This is a genomic window from Mesorhizobium sp. AR10 (genome assembly GCF_024746795.1).
In the GTDB taxonomy this organism is placed as follows: Bacteria; Pseudomonadota; Alphaproteobacteria; order Rhizobiales; family Rhizobiaceae; genus Mesorhizobium.
This window is the reverse complement of sequence record NZ_CP080523.1, coordinates 312,926-328,591: the sequence shown is the minus strand read 5'-3', so window position 1 is coordinate 328,591 and position 15,666 is coordinate 312,926. Positions and strand designations below refer to the sequence as shown.

The window sequence follows — 15,666 nt, the reverse complement described above, 5'->3', positions numbered from 1 at the left end:
TGCATCAGCGCCAGAGGCAGAGGGGAGCCGGGAGAAGTGCGGCCCGGCTGGCGCGGAGAGAGTGCCGGCGTGAGGGCCACTCTCCCTCTCGCGAAGGACATCTCCATGAACATCGTTTCGACCACATCGATCGTCGCCCGGACGGCCGCTTCCCTCGCCGCGCCGGCACAAGACGCCGTGAACAACGCCCAGGCGATTTATCAGGCGGCAATGCGGCTTCTGCCTTTTCTCGAGCAGGGCGCGCCTGTCACCACCGCCGCACTGCGCACCGCCATGACGACAAGTTTTCGCGGCAGCGATGCGCAAGGGTTCTGGGTCTGGAAGGACGCCTATGAGGCGCTCGAAGTCGCCCAGGTGCTGTTTCTGCGCCGGTTCGGTCCGGCGATCCTGTCCCGGTCGAGCACGCCCCAGGCAATGCTGGCGATGATGACGCGCATCGCGGAACTTCTTCCCACCCACACGCGGCGCTCCGACGAGAGCCAGGCCATGCAACAGCTCTCCACGCCCTTGCCGCTGGCTTTCGTCACGGCGCACGCCGCGGCGATCGCATCTTGCGACCTCGTTCTCGAACCCTCCGCCGGACCCGGTCTGCTCGCTGTCCATGCCGAGATGACGCGCGCCTCGATCGCCCTCAACGAGCTTGCCGCGACGCGGGCCGATCTCCTCGGCCTGCTGTTTCCACGGTTCCCCGTCTCGCGGCACGACGCCGCCCATATCGACGATCATCTCGACGCGGCCATGGAGCCGTCCGTCGTGCTGATGAATCCACCCTTCAGCGTCGGCGCTTATGTCGACGGCCATGTCGCCGATGCGGCATGGCGGCACCTCTCTTCCGCATTCGCACGCATGCGCGCCGGCGGGCGCCTGGTCGCCATCACCGGCACCGGGCTGTTTCCCGAAAACCTCAAATGGCGGCCCGCCTTCGAACGGCTGCAGCAGCAGGGCACCGTCATCTTCACCGCAGCGATCGACGGCCGTGTCTACGCCCGCCATGGGACGATGGCCGAGACCCGCTTGACCAGCATCGACAAAGTTCCTGCTACCGACCCAACCAGCTTCTCCGGCTCGCCGGGCAAGGCCATGGATGTCGAGACGCTGCTCTCCTGGATCTCCGCGCTGCCGCCCCGGACACCGGGCGGCTTGCCGGACTCGATCGGTGCATTGTCCAGCGGCATCCTGCGCAGTGCCGCCATGCGCATGGGTGGCCGATCAGGAGCAAGAACCGCACCCCTCGCTGTCTCAAGGGCTGCTGCAAAGCCCATCCAATCGGTCCGCCCGATTGCGCAGGCGAAACCCGCCCGCCAGGTCAAGGCAAACAACACGCCGCCGGTCCCCCTTGCCTATGAGCTGCGCGACTGGATGCCGGAAGAGGGCGGCCGGCTCACCGACACGATCTACGAGCCCTACGCGCTCCAGTCGATCGACATTCCCCGCGCAAAACCGCATCCGACGCCGCTGGTACAATCGGCGGCAATGGCCGCCGTCGCGCCGCCGAAGCCTTCCTATCGGCCGCTTCTTCCTGATGCGATCATCGACGAAGGCCTGTTGTCGGACGCCCAGCTCGAATGCGTCATCTATGCCGGGGAGGCTCATTGCGGCCATCTCACCGGCGCGTGGACGGTTGACGAGACCTGCGATGTCGTCTCGGCCGCGCCAGAAGGCGCTGCGAACGCTGTCCGCTTCCGCCGTGGCTGGTTTTTGGGTGACGGGACCGGCTGCGGCAAGGGACGACAGGTCGCCGGCATCATCCTCGACAACTGGCTGCAGGGCCGCCGCCGTGCGATCTGGATTTCCAAGTCGGACAAGCTTCTGGAAGATGCCCAGCGCGATTGGGCAGCACTTGGCCAGGAAAAACTTCTCGTCCAGCCGCTGTCGCGCTATCGGCAGGGCACGCCGATCCGCCTTGCCGAGGGCATCCTGTTCACAACCTACGCGACGCTGCGCTCGCAGGAACGGGAAGGCAAGAAATCCCGGATCGCCCAGATCCTCGACTGGGTGGGACAAGAGGCGAGGAGGGACGAAGGCCCGACGGGGAACAGAGAAAAGTCGGCGGGAAGGTCCGAAGGCCCGACTGGAGAGAACCTCGCGGGAAGGGCCGAAGGCCCTTCAGGGACCAATAGGTCTTTCGATGGTGTTATCGTCTTCGACGAGGCCCACGCCATGGCCAATGCCGCTGGCGGCAAAAGCGAGCGTGGCGACGTCGCCCCGTCGCAGCAGGGCAAGGCAGGCCTGCGGCTGCAGCACGCCCTTCCCGACGCGCGCGTCGTCTACGTCTCCGCGACCGGTGCGACCGCGGTCGAGAACCTGGCCTATGCGCAGCGTCTCGGCATCTGGGGCAGCGAGGATTTTCCATTCGCCAACCGCGCCGAATTCGTCGCCGCGATCGAGGATGGCGGTGTCGCGGCGATGGAAGTGCTCGCCCGCGATCTCAAATCGCTCGGCCTCTATGCGGCGCGTTCGCTCTCTTATGACGGGGTCGAATACGACCTGCTCGAGCATGAGCTGAGCGACGAACAGATCCGCATCTACAACGCCTATGCCGACGCGTTCCAGGTCGTTCACAACAACCTGACCGCCGCACTCGAGGCAACCAACATCATCAGTGAGTCCGGCACGCTGAACCGCAGCGCCAAGGCAGCGGCTCGCTCGGCCTTCGAGAGCACCAAGCAACGCTTCTTCAGCCATCTCATCACCTCGATGATGACGCCCACGCTGACTGGCGCGATCGAACAGGACCGGGCCGACGGTCATTCGGCGGTCGTGCAGATCGTCTCGACCGGCGAAGCGCTGATGGAACGACGCCTTGCCGAAATCCCGACCGAGGAATGGTCGGATCTGCATGTCGACGTCACACCGCGCGAATACGTCGGCGGGTATTTGATGCACTCCTTCCCCACGCAGTTGTTCGAGGAATATTCGGACGCCGAAGGCAACCTCTATTCTCGGCCTGTCCATGACGAAGATGGCAATCCCGTCCAGTGCCGGGAGGCGGTGCGCCGGCGCGACGAGATGATCGAAAAACTCGCATCGCTGCCGCCGGTCGGCAGCGCGCTCGACCAGATCATCCATCACTTCGGCACCGACACCGTCGCCGAGGTCACTGGCCGAGCGCGGCGTATCGTGAAGAAGACCGGCCGCGATGGTATCGACCGGCTGGCCGTCGAGAACCGCGCTGGCTCGGCCAATCTCGCCGAGACACAGAGCTTCATGGACGACGACAAGGGCGTGCTGATCTTTTCGGACGCCGGCGGCACCGGTCGCTCCTATCACGCCGATCTGGGGGTGAAGAACCAGCGCCTACGCAAGCACTACCTGTTGGAAGCCGGCTGGCGCGCCGACAACGCCATCCAGGGTCTCGGACGGACCCACCGCACAAATCAGAAGCAACCGCCGCTGTTCCGGCCCATGGCCGCCAATGTGAAGGCCGGCAAACGCTTCCTGTCGACGATCGCCAGGCGGCTCGACACACTGGGTGCGATCACGCGCGGCCAGCGCCAGACCGGCGGGGCAGGGCTCTTCCGTGCCGAGGACAATCTCGAAAGCCCCTACGCGCGGGCCGCACTTCGCCAATTCTACATGCTGCTGCATCAGGGCAGGATCGAAGGTTGTTCGCTCACGACCTTCGAAACCGTGACCGGGCTGTCGCTGACGACCGACGAGGGTGGGCTGCGCCGACGAACTGCCGCCGATCACGACCTGGCTCAATCGCCTGCTGGCGCTGCGCATCGAGACCCAGAACCTGCTGTTCGAAGTGTTCGAGCAACTGATGGCGGCGAAGGTCGAGGGCGCGATCGCTGCCGGCTCCTATGACAAAGGTCTGGAGACGATTGTGGCGGAGAGCATTGTCGTCACCGATCGTCGCACCGTCTACTCGCACCCGGTCTCCGGCGCGCAGTCGCATGTGCTGACCGTCGCGCGCAAGGACCGTATTCGGCCGCTCGGCCTGGTCGATGCGTTGGCGATCGCCCGGGCGGAGCCGAAATCGGTCCTGTTGGTGAACACGCGTTCCAGCCGTGCGGCAATCCGGCTGCCGACGGCGAGCCTGATGCTCGACGACGGCACGATAGAGCACCGCGTACGCCTGCTGCGGCCGACGGACGAGCTGCGCTTCGGTCTCGATGCCCTTGCCGAGACCCACTGGCAGCCGGCCGACCGAAAACTGTTCTGCGACCTGTGGCTTGCAGAAGTCGCCGCCATCCCGGAGTTCACCACCAGCACCTTTCACATCGTGACGGGTCTGCTGCTGCCGATCTGGCGGCGCTTGCCGGACCATGATTGTCAGGTCTACCGGATCCAGACCGATGCCGGCGAACGCATCATCGGGCGTCACATTGCGCCTACCCTTGTCACGACCATGTTCCGCAATCTAGGGCTCGACGATGTGCCCACGCTCGCGCCGGAAGATGCCTGGACTGGGCTCGTGGAAGGCAGGATCGGACTGCAACTCGCCGATGGCCTGATCCTGCGCCGCAGTCGGGTCATGAACGACTACCGTGTCGAGCTGATCGGCTTTACCGACGCGATGGTCCCCCGGCTGAAGGCGCTGGGGCTGATCTCCGAGATCATCTCCTGGAAGTTGCGGCTGTTCATCCCCACGTCCGCGCGCGGGTCCGCAATCCTCGCCGCGCTCCTCGACCGCCATACGCTGGTCGGCGTCACCGACCGTGCCTCGGTGGCTTGAGGGGGAGGCGATCATGTCCGGCTCGGCCTCCAAGCTGGCACGCCGCCTTGGCGATCATGCCGAAGCGGTGTGCCGCGAATATCTCTCCAACGGCCATCGCTCGGGCAATTACTGGATGGTCGGCGATGTCCGCAACACGCGCGGCCGTTCCATGCATGTGCGGCTCAAGGCGGTCGGCGACAAGGCAGCCGGAAAGTGGGTCGACGAGTCGTCGGGGGAATATGGCGACCTGCTTGACGTCATCGAGCAGAGCTGTGGTCTGGTCGACTTCCGCGAGGTCGCGGATGAAGCACGTCGCTTCCTCTCCATGCCGCCGCCACCGCCCCCGCCCCAGCCCTTTGGCACGCAGCGCCAACCTGCCGCGGCACGCGGCTCGCCTGAGGCGGCGCGTCGCCTGTTCGCCATGACGCAGCCGATCGCCGGCACGCTGGCCGAACGATACCTTGCCGGTCGCGGCATTCTGCTCTCCGCGCATGAGCGAGCCCTGCGCTTTCATCCCGGCTGCTACTACCGGGATCTCGTGACGGGCGAAACGCAGACTCATCCTGCGCTGATTGCCGCTGTCACCAACCTCAACGGGCAGATCACCGGCCTGCAGCGCACTTACCTCTCCCCTGGGCTCGACCCGAGTGGCAAGATCGGCAAGGCGCAGCTCGCCGATCCACGCCGCTCGCTTGGTCATCTGCTGGGCAACGGCGTCTGGCTCGGCCTTGAACACGGTGCGCCAGTCCCGGTCATGGCCGCCGGCGAGGGCTTCGAGACGATGGCTTCGCTTAAGGTAGTGATGCCGGCGCTGCCGGTGGCAGCCGCCACCTCGGCCAATCACCTCGCCGGCCTGATCTTGCCGCCCGGCTGCTGTCGCCTCTACATCGCGGCCGATGCCGACGCCGCCGGCCGGCACGGCATCGAGCGTCTCAGCCAGCGCGCAGGCGAGTCGGGGGTTCTCGCCCTGGTGTTAAGGCCGCAGCTCGGCGACTTCAACGACGATCTGCGCCATCTCGGCCCCGCCCATCTCGCGGCATGGCTCAGCGATCAGCTCGTCCCGGAGGATGCCCGTCTCTTCCTGCCGCCCGGATGAACGGGCGGGGCCGGCAGGCGGGCAGGGGCGGCGTCACCGGAAGCCTTGCAGGCATTGCGGCGGTCCGCCGGAGAGCCACGCCCGCGGCCTGCCCGAGAGGCGACCCCTGCCACCCCCCGGTCACGGCCGCAACGGCTGCGCCGTCCTGCGCTCGCGCTTCGGCCTTCGGTGCGGCCGCGCCCGCGGCGCGGCCGGGGAGCGCTGTCAGGCCGCGATAGGCGCGGCCTCAACCGACGGAGACACGCCATGACCTACGAGCTTCCTTTCGACGAGGCCTATGAGCCCTACCACGCCTCCTCGCCGACCGACCGCGTCATCCTCGAACTGCAGATGTACGGCCATCGCCCGCATCAGGACGAACCTGATCCTCGGCCACTTCCCGACGACGAAGTGATCCGGGCCGGCCTCGCCGGGATCGTCGAGACCTTCGCCGGCATGCTTGGCGACACGAGGCTCGAACCCGATCTTGACGACCTGCTCTGGTCCTTCGCAAACGTCTTCCACCGTGCCGCCGAGCGCGTCGCCCGCAGCCTCGACCGCAACGGGGAGGCGCAGCGCTCGAGCCAGCAGGAGCAGGACGGCTCGGAGGTGAAGTCGGTCGAGCTGGAGCGGCTGACCGCGGAAGGCATCAGCTATATCGAGCGCCGCAACGTGCTCGAAATCATGCGCGATGAGGCCGCCGACCTCTACGAGGCACAAACCGGATCGGCATGGCGGCCGCGCACCGGCTCCAAGGTCTCCCACCAGGCGATGACCGCTGCGGTGATCGACTCCCGCGACTTCCTCGCCGCCCGTCGCCACGCCGAAACCGAGGTGCTCGTTCCAGCCGGGACCAAGATCGCCTTCGCCGGCGGTCTCGACTGCAACGATCACGACCGGATCTGGGACGCGCTCGACAAGGCTCGCGAGAAGCATCCCGACATGGTTCTGCTCCACGGCGGCAGCCCGCGCGGCGCCGAGCGCATCGCCGCTTGCTGGGCCGAGAACCGCAAGGTCACTCAAATCGCCTTCAAGCCGGACTGGACCCGACACGCCAAGGCGGCTCCGTTCCGCCGCAATGACCAGCTTCTCTCGGTGGTGCCCTACGGTCTGATCGTCTTCCCCGGCTCCGGGATCACCGACAACCTTGCCGACAAGGCGCGTCGGCTGGGCATCCCCGTCTGGCGGTTCGCGGAGGGCGGCGCGTGAGCGCCGTTTTCTTGCAAATCAAGAAAATCCAGATAATATGGAGATCGATAAGGAGTCCAGCCATGCGCCAGTTCACGACGGGGGATCTCAACAAGCAGGTTGGCGACGTCACCGACGTTGCCAGCCGCGAACCCGTTATTCTTACCAAGCACCGGAAACCCCGGTTCGTGCTGATGAGTTACGAGCACTACGAACGGATGCGCATCGGCGGCGATCCCCGCCGCGCATACCATGTCTCCGAGATGCCGGAGGAACACACGGAACTCTTCGCCGCCGAGATCGACCGATTGGCGCGCGGGGAAGGATACGATGATGAGCGGTAGATTTCTGCCTGGTCAGGTGATCTCCTACCCGTATCTTTGGGCATGGCAGCACGAGCGCGGCGAAACGGAAGGCCGCAAGAGCCGGCCGACCTGCGTGGTCATCGCTGTCCGCGGCGCAAGAGATGGCCTGACCCATCTTGCGCTCCTGGCGATAACCACCCAGCCACCGACCAGCGATCGGGTCGGTTTGGAGGTCTCCGCTATCGAGTGCCGCCGCGCCGGTCTGACCGATCTCAAACGCTGCTGGATTGTGGTTGACGAATACAACTACGATATTGCCGAACGCTCCTGGTACATCGAATCCGACGGTAAGCCCCTCGGTCGTTTCAGCAAGGCATTCATGATGAAGATCGCAGGCGCCTTTATCGAAGCGCGCAGCGAGGGCCGCCGCGTCAGCCGTCTGGATTGACGTTCTCTTTTCGCGGCCATGCGCTCGATCCAGGACGTGAGCCTCTGGCTGGCCGACAAAGACCACTAGCTCCAAGCGCGAAGCGCCACTAGCCAGATGCGCGTAGCGCCTCCGGCAGCGGCAGGGTTCGGGCGCGCCGGCCTGCGGCCGGCCGGGCTCTCGTCGCGGCGTCCCGCCGCTTCCCGAGCCGGCTTCGCCGTCTCGGCCTTCGGGTGACGATCCCTCGCGCAGGGTCAGGGGGAGAGGGCGGCCGGAGCGGGGCGGGGGGCGCTGGAGAGGAAGGGAAAGTCACCATGTCGATGATATTCATAGGTGGATCGCGCGAGATATTCGAGCTGCCGGAACCTCGATCGCTCGCATCGGCGCAATCGTTGCTGCCGAGCACGGCGTGCTGGTTGGCGACGCGTCGGGAGCCGATGCAGAGGCGCAGGGCCTGCTCGCGGGCTACAAGTACGAGCATGTCGGGGTCTTCCATGCCGGCAAGGAACCCCACAACAATCTGGGCGACTGGGCCGCCTACCATGTCCCGTCACCTGGAGGCACTCATGGATCTTGGTACGACGCCGCCAAGGACCGGGGAGATGCCGCGGCGCGCCGACTTTTGGCATGATGGTCTGGGACGGCGCATCACCCGGCACGGCCGTCGACGTGCTTCGGCTCGCAATCGCGAACAAGCCGTGCGTCATTTACGATCTGGCCAGGGGCCGGATGGCGACGACGTACAATGTGGAGGACTGGTGCGCCATGCTCCGCCATGCCGGTCCGGACATTCGCCGCCAAGCCGAAGCCCGCATGACGCCGGAGGAGCGTCTGGCGTTGCCAGAATGATGGATGCGGTCCTGCCGACAGCCCGGCGGGTTCAATCCGATATGTTGATCCGGCTTCTCGTCGCCTAATCCACTTGTATGGGCGGACGGAGCTGGCCCCCTTTCGAAACCGGTCCACGCGCAGAGCTGCGGGGCGTTGTGCGGATGATCATCTTGACCCGTCTCGCCTCTGAAGCGGGTGCAAGCGTGCCGAACAACATGCTGGCTTGCCGGGTCATCCAACCTGACTGCGCGGTATCATCCCCGAGGGGGCGTGAAGGCCGCTGCCAGCCGGCCCCGATCTCGAAACCGCTATGCCGCCATACCGAACAGGCAAGGCGGTCACGCGCCAGGCTGCTTTTCGATGTGTTGGCAATGCCGACGACATGACCCGAGAGGCTGCAGCATGTTCCTGCGATCCGGCACCGTTGCGTCGGCGGTCTAGCGATGGCGGCCTGAGTTCTTTTCCTTCGGTCGCATCCGGGGCCATTCCCGTTTCATGTCGCCTTTGTAGACGACCGCCTGCTTTGTGCGGTCAACCCCCGTTGGGGGTACACTCGGCGAATATTCAGGAAAATTCGATTTCTGTTTTTTGCCTGCGGACAGGCGAAGGGCCTGCCCGCTATTTTTCGGCAAATAGAATTTTCCAGAATTTTCGCCGAGATGACCGCAGCAGGACGGCCCTCTCCTTTGGCGCCATCGGGAATGGTCCCGATGCAACCGAAGGAGAACTACCATGGCCACCACGATCGCAAACCTCACCACCAAGGCCGACGGCTCGATGGAAGGCGTCTTTGCCACGCTCCGGGTCAACGCCCCGATCACCCTGATCCCGAACACCAACAAGTCGCGCGAGGACGCGCCCGACTACCGGATCGTCAACAAGCGCACGGGCTTCGAGATCGGAGCCGGCTGGCACCGCATCTCCCAGCGTTCGGGCGAGGAATACCTCTCGGTCAAGCTGGAAGCCCCCGAGATCGGCGTGATCTTCGGCAACCTCGCTCCCGCCCCGGGTGGCGAGGAAAACAAGAAGGTCATCCTCTGGAACAACCCCCAGTGAGGCATCGGTGGCCGGCCCCTCGAGGGGCCGGCTTCCCCACCGGCAAAAGGAGGTTGCAATGAGCCGCTACACCATCACTGTCACTGGCACCGTCACCGGACAGGTCCGCTCGGATCCAGACGCTGTCATCGGGTACGATCCACCGCTTCGGACCTACTTCCTGCAAGCGTTCCCGCACGAAGAAACCGACGAGCCCGCGCTCTGGCTTGGCACCGCCGATCGCGCGTTCGAAACGCTTGGATATCTTCGCCACGCCGCAACTGCGCAGGGCTACAACTTCATGCCGCTGCCGCCCGAAATGGCTGCAAAGCTGGTCGAGGACAAAGCGGCAGCCGGCGATCGTTCGGAACGGGACGGAATCCTCGGTGAACTGCTGAAACACCTCAACCAACCCGAGTAGGCAAACACAAAAAAAAGGGCCCGCGACGGAACACTCCGTCGCGGGCCCTTTTTTTTGCGCGTCGCAAAGAGCCACGAACGTCACCCGTCACAGCATGCGACAGCGACTCCATACCGCCGATTATTCCTTCGGCAGTTTGTGCTTATGAACGCGGATATAATCCTGCACAGCCTTTCGCAGCAGTTCAGTCATGCTGTGCCCGTTGCTGATCGCCAGCAACTTGAACTGGCGCTGCTCCGCAGCGGTCAGGTAGTAACCGCAGCGGATCATCTCCTCCTCGCGAATCTTCTTTCCGGCGATGGGGTCCTTTTTCTGACCCTGCCGCAGCAGCTTGCGGAAATCGGGCCCAACTGCCGGGGACGGCTTTGTCGGTTCCTGCATCTGTGGCGTAGCTTGCTCCTTGGCCCCTGACGTCTCGGCCTTCGGTGGGATGAACATGCTCGGCAGCGCCGGCGGCTGCGTGGAGATCGCCTTCATCATGCGGGCTTTCTTGTCGTCACCGGGTTTAGGTGCGGTTTCTTCACTCATGCCGCGTTCCTTGTGGCTTCGATGAAGGTTTGCAGAAGGTCGTCAAAGACCCCTTCGCTCTCGGCAATCGCCTTCGCGTCAGGCACCGCGGGGCTGTAAAGGGTCTGCCCGGTCTGAAGGTCGCGGTAGGCAACACGATTGTGCAGGACGTGTTCTGCAATCGGAGTGCCGTTGGCCTGGATGATGGCGCGCAGTTCGGTCAGGGCTCGCGCCCTGCCATCGATGATGGTCTGCTTGGTCAGCACGAATATGGCAGGCAGCGGTCTACCACGGCTTTCGACCGCAAGCGGAATATAGTGGTCCGTGATCTGGATGGCGGCGGTCACGTCGTCGAGGGCAAAATAGACCGGCACGACGACAATATCGGCCGCGAAGAGCCCGGCCATGAGGTTGTCATTTGTGGTGCCTTCCGTATCGATCAAGACGACGGAGCGCTCACCGTTGTGAGTGGCTGCCGCGTCGAGGATTTCCTGCGGGGTCATCGCGCTCACCGTCTGGAGCCTGTCAGGACGATTGCCAGCGTCGCCCAGCATCTGGAACCAGCGGTTCATGTTCTGCCGCCGGTCGCCATCGATAAGAGTGACCGAATAACCCCGATGCAGCGCGACGGATGCGAGGGTGCGCAGCATCGTCGATTTGCCAGTGCCACCCTTTGGGATCGCAGCGGAGATGATCATGGGGCCTCCTTCCCGCGTTGTCTCCTTGTTTCCATGTTAACATGGAAACAAGTCATCATGGACACATGAAACAAAATCACGGTCCATGTTGGCCGGTGAGAAAACGTGCGCCCGTAATTTTCACTCTTCCTTGTTGGCAGGAAAGCCTATTTTGTGATACACACAAAATAGGCGGCGCGGCCCTGGTGGGCCTTAGCGCCCGCAAGCGGGCTTGAGAGATGGATGCAGACGCCCAGAAAGCAGCGGTCAAGAGCGCGTCACGACGCTATGGCGAGGTGACGCACATCCGGTTTTCGGCTGACGAGCTGGCCAGCCTCAAAGCCATTGCGGAGCGGGACGGCGTGACCGTCAGCGAGGTCGTCCGGCGTCTGGTGCGGGCAGAGGCCGGGCATCTGCCTGTCGCGTCAGAGGCGTTGCGGCCGGCGATCGTGGACATGACCGATCAGCTGCGGCGCGTCAGCGTCAATTTCAATCAGGCCGTGCGCGCCATGAACGACCGCCGTGTTGCCCATGATGAGGATCTTGAGGAGGCGTTGATCGCCGTGGGCGACCTTGTGCGGCAGTTCCGCGAGGAACTGAAGGCGATGACTGGCGGGTTCCGCAAGGCGAGGGAGGCCAGGCCATGAGCGGTCGTCTTGCTGGCTATGCGGTCGAAATAGAACGCTATCTGCGGGGCGAGTCTGGTGTGAAGCGTGAGGAGCTGGACGATGACAATTCTCTGACGGGCGCCCGAGGCGAGGCCAGCGAATTCCAGGCGATGAAGAGTTATGAGCGGACCGGTGGCGGCGGACGCCTCGGGCAAGGACAAGCCGGCTCGACGGCAGGTGGCGGCAGCAACGCCCCTCGTTCGTCGCCGGGAGGATTGGGGGCGGCGGGGAGCTCCATGTCCAGCAGGGCACCGAAGTCCACTGCTGCTGCGAGCTCGCCCAGGGCCCCTAGCGCGCCGATCATGGTCTATGGCGCCACGCTCGCGGGTTTCCGGCCGGAAGAGGAGGAGGAAGACTGGAAGCGGCGCGGCGGCGGCGGCCGTGGTGCTGGTCGCCCAAGCGGTACAGGACGAGCGGCGCGGGCGGGCTATCAGGCGCGTGCCGTGGCGGCACGGGCAGGCTATGCGGCGGGCGCGCAGCCTGCTGTGTTCAAGGTCATGCCCAATCCGCCATCGACCAAGGAAGCCGCCGCTCGGCTTCTCAATTACATAGGGAAGCGCGAGGACGAAAAAGGCGAGAAGCACGACATCGAGATTTTTGACGAGGATGGACAGGTCCTTGCGACAGGCGGCGCACGAAAGGCGTTCCTGGAAACGTTTTGCGAGACGTTCGAACCACCCTTGGAAAATACCAATTTTATTGAGGTTCGTTTCGAGCTCGCCGGCGAGGTCACCGATGCCGCCTTGAGCGAGGCGCTGAAGAAGGCCTTCGGTGCAAAACCGTTCATCTATGCACAGGATGGACAGACGGTGCAGGTATACGCGCACACCGATGAGCGGGCAGGGCCGCTTGCGAGAGTCCTGGCCGCTGGTCGAGAGAATTCGCGCAGCAAGGCGCTCGACAAGATCGAGGCGCGGTTGTCTGAAGCCATGGGCGCGGCGGGGGTGGTAGCCCAGGCAGAGATAACGGCGGCCGTCAGCCGTGAACCCAAGGCGAAATATTTCCTGCAGAAGTTCATCCGCACCCACAGCCAGGTCCGCCACGCAAATGGCGAGCCCGTGCCTGGGGTGAAGAATTCCACGAAGGCGGCGGCTTCGGTCTATGAACAATGGCGCCCGCAGTTTTCGGGGCGTGAGCGCCGCAATGCCTATCACCTGCTTTTCTCGGCAAGGGCCGGCACCGATGCCAACGCCGTCATGGCTGCGGCGCGCGCCGTGCTTGAGGAGCGCGCGCCAGGATACAAGTTCGTCCTGGCGCATCACAAGGACACCAAGCACGTCCATATCCATGCGATGGTGCAGGCACGGTCAGCCGACGGCGAACGCCTGAAATTCTACAAGCCGGATCTCGCAGCCTGGCGCGAGACCTTTGCGGAAAAAGCACGCGAGAACGGCATTGCGATGGTGGCGACGCGGCGGATGGATCATGCGATGACGCGGCCATTCACGAAGGAGCATGCCGGAGCCTACAGCCGCGCCCAGAGCGATCCGCGCTACCAGGTAAGCGCCAGGACGATCGAGCGGGTCGAGGCCAAGCGGCAACGTCGTTTGGATGGGCAATCCCTTGTCGTGAACGGCGATGCAATCGCTGCCGCATGGCAAAAGACTGTGACGACGATGCGGACCGCGGGCGTAGTCGGTCAGGCTCTCGCGGCAGCGGAGTCGATCGGCAACAATTTTCTGCGGTTCCGTCGCGATCGGACAGGGGAGGGGCAGCCAGGTCCTGCCGCGGGTCGCGGAGCTGAATCGGGGCAGAAGTCTTTCCTGTCCCATCCCGGTATGAGAGAATTGAATGCACTGATAGGAGATTTGAACATGGCGCAAACCCCCTTGGAAATGCGGCGTCAGATGGCCCGCGTCAATCAGGCTCTGGACAACATGCGCGAGACGCTGCCGCCGGCGCATCAAGGACAATTCGAACAGTATCGTGAAGAGGTCAACGACAAGATGCACGATCGTCTCGCGCGGCTGCAATTCGAGCGGCAGCAGCAGCGTCGTGGTGGTGGCGGTGAGGAACCGACCCCCGAGCGCGAGGCGCGAGGGCGAGACCTGCCAACTCGGGACGATCCCCGCCAGCCGGAGGAGCCGCGCACAGGCGCCGAGCAGGAGAAGGTGAGAGCCAAACAGAAGGACGCCAACAAACAGAAGGCACAGCAGGCTGAAGAGCAGGACCGCAAGACCCAGCGCTCGAATGATAACGATTACGAGCGCTGAGCAAAGATTGCTTGCCGGCCCTCTGAAGCGTGGGAGAGTGCAGGGAACCACAATGTCGCCGAGGCTTGTTCGTGCCTCGGAGGTTCAGGATCCACGCATCTCATTGCGGGGCATGATATTGAAATCTGCTACCTGCCACATCGCGGGTGGTCAGATGCTGGTCCCGTTTCCGGCGAGCCGAAACATTTGTCTCTCCATTTGTCTCTCAAGGTCACCGTTGGGAAATCCAGCACCTGTGCTTTGTCGGGACAAGATAGCTGCTATTGGGGTTTGGCCGCCGCCGCCGCGAGCATCGCTTCTCCCACCTCAACAGCGCCTTGAGCAGTCAGCGTCTCCCCGGCGTTCTGGATGTCGCGCAGTTCTTTGTTCTGACTGAGTTTGAATTTTCCAACCAGGCTGGTGATATCGATCTCCAAGGCCACGATCGCTTTGGCCATTGTGTCAATGAAATCCTTCGGCGCGTCGCTCCACGGGGCCGGCTGGTTGGCCTCGTGCATGTGAGTGAGCTTCGCGACGTTGCGGCGCACATAGCGCTCATCGTCCCGGACGGTGATGCGACCATGGGCGTGGGCAACGAGATAGTTCCAGGTCGGCACCTGCTTGTGGAATTCGTGTTTGCTTGGATACCAGTTCGGCGAGATATAAGCGCCGGCCGCTCGGAAGACGACGAGGACTTCATCGCCATTGGCGACTTCCTGCCAGACAGGGTTTTTGCGGGCGACATGGCAATTGAGGACGCCCTTATCGCCCTTTGAGCGGTCGAGCTCGAAGGGGATATGGTTCGCGTCGAGTGAGCCATTGCTGTGGGTGATCAGGATACCAAACGGGTGCTTTTCGATAAGATCAAAGAGGGCGTTCTGATCGGGCACGGCGAAATGCGGAGGAACGTACAAAGGTGGATCTCCTGTCGTGAAGGGGCGGTTGTCAGTGGTCTGCGAGGTCTTGCGAAACAGCCGGGGGCGACGTGGCTGCCTGTGAAGAAGGTGCCGGAACCCGCTGTCCGCCGCGCTCAAGCACCGCCATCGAGAAGTGGGCGGGCATATCAGATGTTGCGGCATACGAGTGGGGTTGATCTGTAACGAGGCGCGCACTCTCGCCTGCATTTAGAATGATCTCGTGGCTGCCCACCGTGACCTTAAGCGAGCCCTGGGTAACCGAGAGCAGTTCTCGCGTATCGGGACTGTGCGCATCGGCGGCAAACACATCGCCCGGCATGAGGACCCAGCTCCAAAGTTCGAACATCGTGCGCCCCGAGGTCGATGTGTGAAGCTGTGCCTTGCTGCCTTTGGCGCTCGTCCAAAGCGTCCTGGAGATACTCCGTTCGATCGGACGGTCGGGAACTGTGGAAGGTTCGTCGTTCAGCAGATCGGCAACCGATAGCGAAAACGCCGCCGCCAGACGGCAGAGGATGGCGATACTCGGGTTTGCCCTACCCTGCTCGAGCGCGACAACCGTCCCTTTGGACAGGCCAGTCAGTTTGGCCAATCGATCCAGTGTCAGTTTTTGGTCGCGTCTCAGATCCTGGATCCGGATCGCGATCGCCTGGCCCAGCTCCTGCTCGGTCTCTAAAGGTGTCGGGGTGTCGGTCATTATATTGACTTGGGCTCTTGCATCGCCTACGGTCAATATAATGACCGGCGCAAAATTGCAACCGCG

Annotated in this window: 13 protein-coding genes and 1 pseudogene; 10 read left to right on the top strand and 4 right to left on the bottom strand. The window is 63.8% G+C overall.

Annotated features, from left to right (window positions below; translation table 11 throughout):
* Positions 1 to 105 precede the first annotated feature (105 nt).
* The 8 genes and pseudogenes from LHFGNBLO_RS01605 (at position 106) to LHFGNBLO_RS01570 (ending at position 9,945) form a co-directional block, all read left to right on the top strand.
* Positions 106 to 4,681, top strand: a pseudogene (locus tag LHFGNBLO_RS01605) (strawberry notch-like NTP hydrolase domain-containing protein).
* Positions 4,682 to 4,694: 13 nt separating this feature from the next.
* Entirely contained in the window at positions 4,695 to 5,759 is a 1,065-nt protein-coding gene (locus LHFGNBLO_RS01600; RefSeq protein WP_258597495.1) for a toprim domain-containing protein, read from the top strand.
* Between the two features lie 246 nt (positions 5,760 to 6,005).
* The gene (locus tag LHFGNBLO_RS01595) at positions 6,006 to 6,947 is read left to right on the top strand and encodes a DUF2493 domain-containing protein (RefSeq protein WP_258600449.1); all 942 of its coding nucleotides are present in this window, start codon (positions 6,006 to 6,008) and stop codon (positions 6,945 to 6,947) included.
* Between the two features lie 62 nt (positions 6,948 to 7,009).
* Entirely contained in the window at positions 7,010 to 7,270 is a 261-nt protein-coding gene (locus LHFGNBLO_RS01590) for a type II toxin-antitoxin system prevent-host-death family antitoxin (RefSeq protein WP_057143280.1), read from the top strand.
* Positions 7,260 to 7,679 carry a hypothetical protein gene (locus LHFGNBLO_RS01585; protein WP_128305978.1) on the top strand — a complete coding sequence of 140 codons (420 nt, stop codon included), beginning with the start codon at positions 7,260 to 7,262 and terminating at the stop codon, positions 7,677 to 7,679. The genes LHFGNBLO_RS01590 and LHFGNBLO_RS01585 overlap by 11 nt, the downstream gene beginning before the upstream one ends.
* Before the next feature lie 606 nt (positions 7,680 to 8,285).
* Positions 8,286 to 8,507, top strand: a complete 222-nt coding sequence (locus LHFGNBLO_RS01580; RefSeq protein WP_258600448.1) for a hypothetical protein — start codon at positions 8,286 to 8,288, stop codon at positions 8,505 to 8,507.
* Positions 8,508 to 9,221: 714 nt separating this feature from the next.
* Positions 9,222 to 9,545 (top strand): DUF736 domain-containing protein, encoded by a 324-nt coding sequence (locus tag LHFGNBLO_RS01575; protein WP_006205585.1) that lies wholly within the window; start codon positions 9,222 to 9,224, stop codon positions 9,543 to 9,545.
* 58 nt (positions 9,546 to 9,603) lie between these two features.
* The gene (locus LHFGNBLO_RS01570) at positions 9,604 to 9,945 is read left to right on the top strand and encodes a hypothetical protein (RefSeq protein WP_258600447.1); all 342 of its coding nucleotides are present in this window, start codon (positions 9,604 to 9,606) and stop codon (positions 9,943 to 9,945) included.
* Positions 9,946 to 10,065: 120 nt separating this feature from the next.
* Here LHFGNBLO_RS01570 and LHFGNBLO_RS01565 read toward each other — a convergent pair whose 3' ends face one another.
* Both LHFGNBLO_RS01565 and LHFGNBLO_RS01560 read right to left on the bottom strand, forming a co-directional pair.
* Positions 10,066 to 10,473 (bottom strand): hypothetical protein, encoded by a 408-nt coding sequence (locus LHFGNBLO_RS01565; RefSeq protein ID WP_258600446.1) that lies wholly within the window; start codon positions 10,471 to 10,473, stop codon positions 10,066 to 10,068.
* Positions 10,470 to 11,150 carry a ParA family protein gene (locus LHFGNBLO_RS01560; RefSeq protein ID WP_258600445.1) on the bottom strand — a complete coding sequence of 227 codons (681 nt, stop codon included), beginning with the start codon at positions 11,148 to 11,150 and terminating at the stop codon, positions 10,470 to 10,472. The genes LHFGNBLO_RS01565 and LHFGNBLO_RS01560 overlap by 4 nt, the downstream gene beginning before the upstream one ends.
* A gap of 218 nt (positions 11,151 to 11,368) precedes the next feature.
* Here LHFGNBLO_RS01560 and LHFGNBLO_RS01555 point away from each other — a divergent pair, with 218 nt between their 5' ends.
* Together LHFGNBLO_RS01555 and LHFGNBLO_RS01550 are read left to right on the top strand one after the other, a co-directional pair.
* The gene (locus tag LHFGNBLO_RS01555; RefSeq protein ID WP_258600443.1) at positions 11,369 to 11,776 is read left to right on the top strand and encodes a hypothetical protein; all 408 of its coding nucleotides are present in this window, start codon (positions 11,369 to 11,371) and stop codon (positions 11,774 to 11,776) included.
* Positions 11,773 to 14,010: a relaxase/mobilization nuclease domain-containing protein gene (locus LHFGNBLO_RS01550; RefSeq protein WP_258600441.1), complete on the top strand. Its 2,238-nt coding sequence runs from the start codon at positions 11,773 to 11,775 to the stop codon at positions 14,008 to 14,010. The genes LHFGNBLO_RS01555 and LHFGNBLO_RS01550 overlap by 4 nt, the downstream gene beginning before the upstream one ends.
* Before the next feature lie 260 nt (positions 14,011 to 14,270).
* Here LHFGNBLO_RS01550 and LHFGNBLO_RS01545 read toward each other — a convergent pair whose 3' ends face one another.
* Positions 14,271 to 14,903, bottom strand: a complete 633-nt coding sequence (locus tag LHFGNBLO_RS01545; protein WP_258600440.1) for an FMN-binding negative transcriptional regulator — start codon at positions 14,901 to 14,903, stop codon at positions 14,271 to 14,273.
* Between the two features lie 31 nt (positions 14,904 to 14,934).
* A complete protein-coding gene (locus tag LHFGNBLO_RS01540) occupies positions 14,935 to 15,600 on the bottom strand; it encodes a helix-turn-helix domain-containing protein (RefSeq protein WP_258600439.1) in 666 nt (221 codons plus the stop codon).
* Positions 15,601 to 15,666 lie beyond the last annotated feature (66 nt).

Coding starts and splice junctions, on each gene's coding strand:
- LHFGNBLO_RS01560 (WP_258600445.1), bottom strand. CDS start 11,150: ATGATCATCTCCGCTGCGATCCCAAAGGGTGGCACTGGCAAATCGACG.
- LHFGNBLO_RS01595 (WP_258600449.1), top strand. CDS start 6,006: ATGACCTACGAGCTTCCTTTCGACGAGGCCTATGAGCCCTACCACGCC.
- LHFGNBLO_RS01585 (WP_128305978.1), top strand. CDS start 7,260: ATGAGCGGTAGATTTCTGCCTGGTCAGGTGATCTCCTACCCGTATCTT.
- LHFGNBLO_RS01540 (WP_258600439.1), bottom strand. CDS start 15,600: ATGACCGACACCCCGACACCTTTAGAGACCGAGCAGGAGCTGGGCCAG.
- LHFGNBLO_RS01555 (WP_258600443.1), top strand. CDS start 11,369: ATGGATGCAGACGCCCAGAAAGCAGCGGTCAAGAGCGCGTCACGACGC.
- LHFGNBLO_RS01565 (WP_258600446.1), bottom strand. CDS start 10,473: ATGAGTGAAGAAACCGCACCTAAACCCGGTGACGACAAGAAAGCCCGC.
- LHFGNBLO_RS01590 (WP_057143280.1), top strand. CDS start 7,010: ATGCGCCAGTTCACGACGGGGGATCTCAACAAGCAGGTTGGCGACGTC.
- LHFGNBLO_RS01550 (WP_258600441.1), top strand. CDS start 11,773: ATGAGCGGTCGTCTTGCTGGCTATGCGGTCGAAATAGAACGCTATCTG.
- LHFGNBLO_RS01600 (WP_258597495.1), top strand. CDS start 4,695: ATGTCCGGCTCGGCCTCCAAGCTGGCACGCCGCCTTGGCGATCATGCC.
- LHFGNBLO_RS01570 (WP_258600447.1), top strand. CDS start 9,604: ATGAGCCGCTACACCATCACTGTCACTGGCACCGTCACCGGACAGGTC.
- LHFGNBLO_RS01580 (WP_258600448.1), top strand. CDS start 8,286: ATGATGGTCTGGGACGGCGCATCACCCGGCACGGCCGTCGACGTGCTT.
- LHFGNBLO_RS01575 (WP_006205585.1), top strand. CDS start 9,222: ATGGCCACCACGATCGCAAACCTCACCACCAAGGCCGACGGCTCGATG.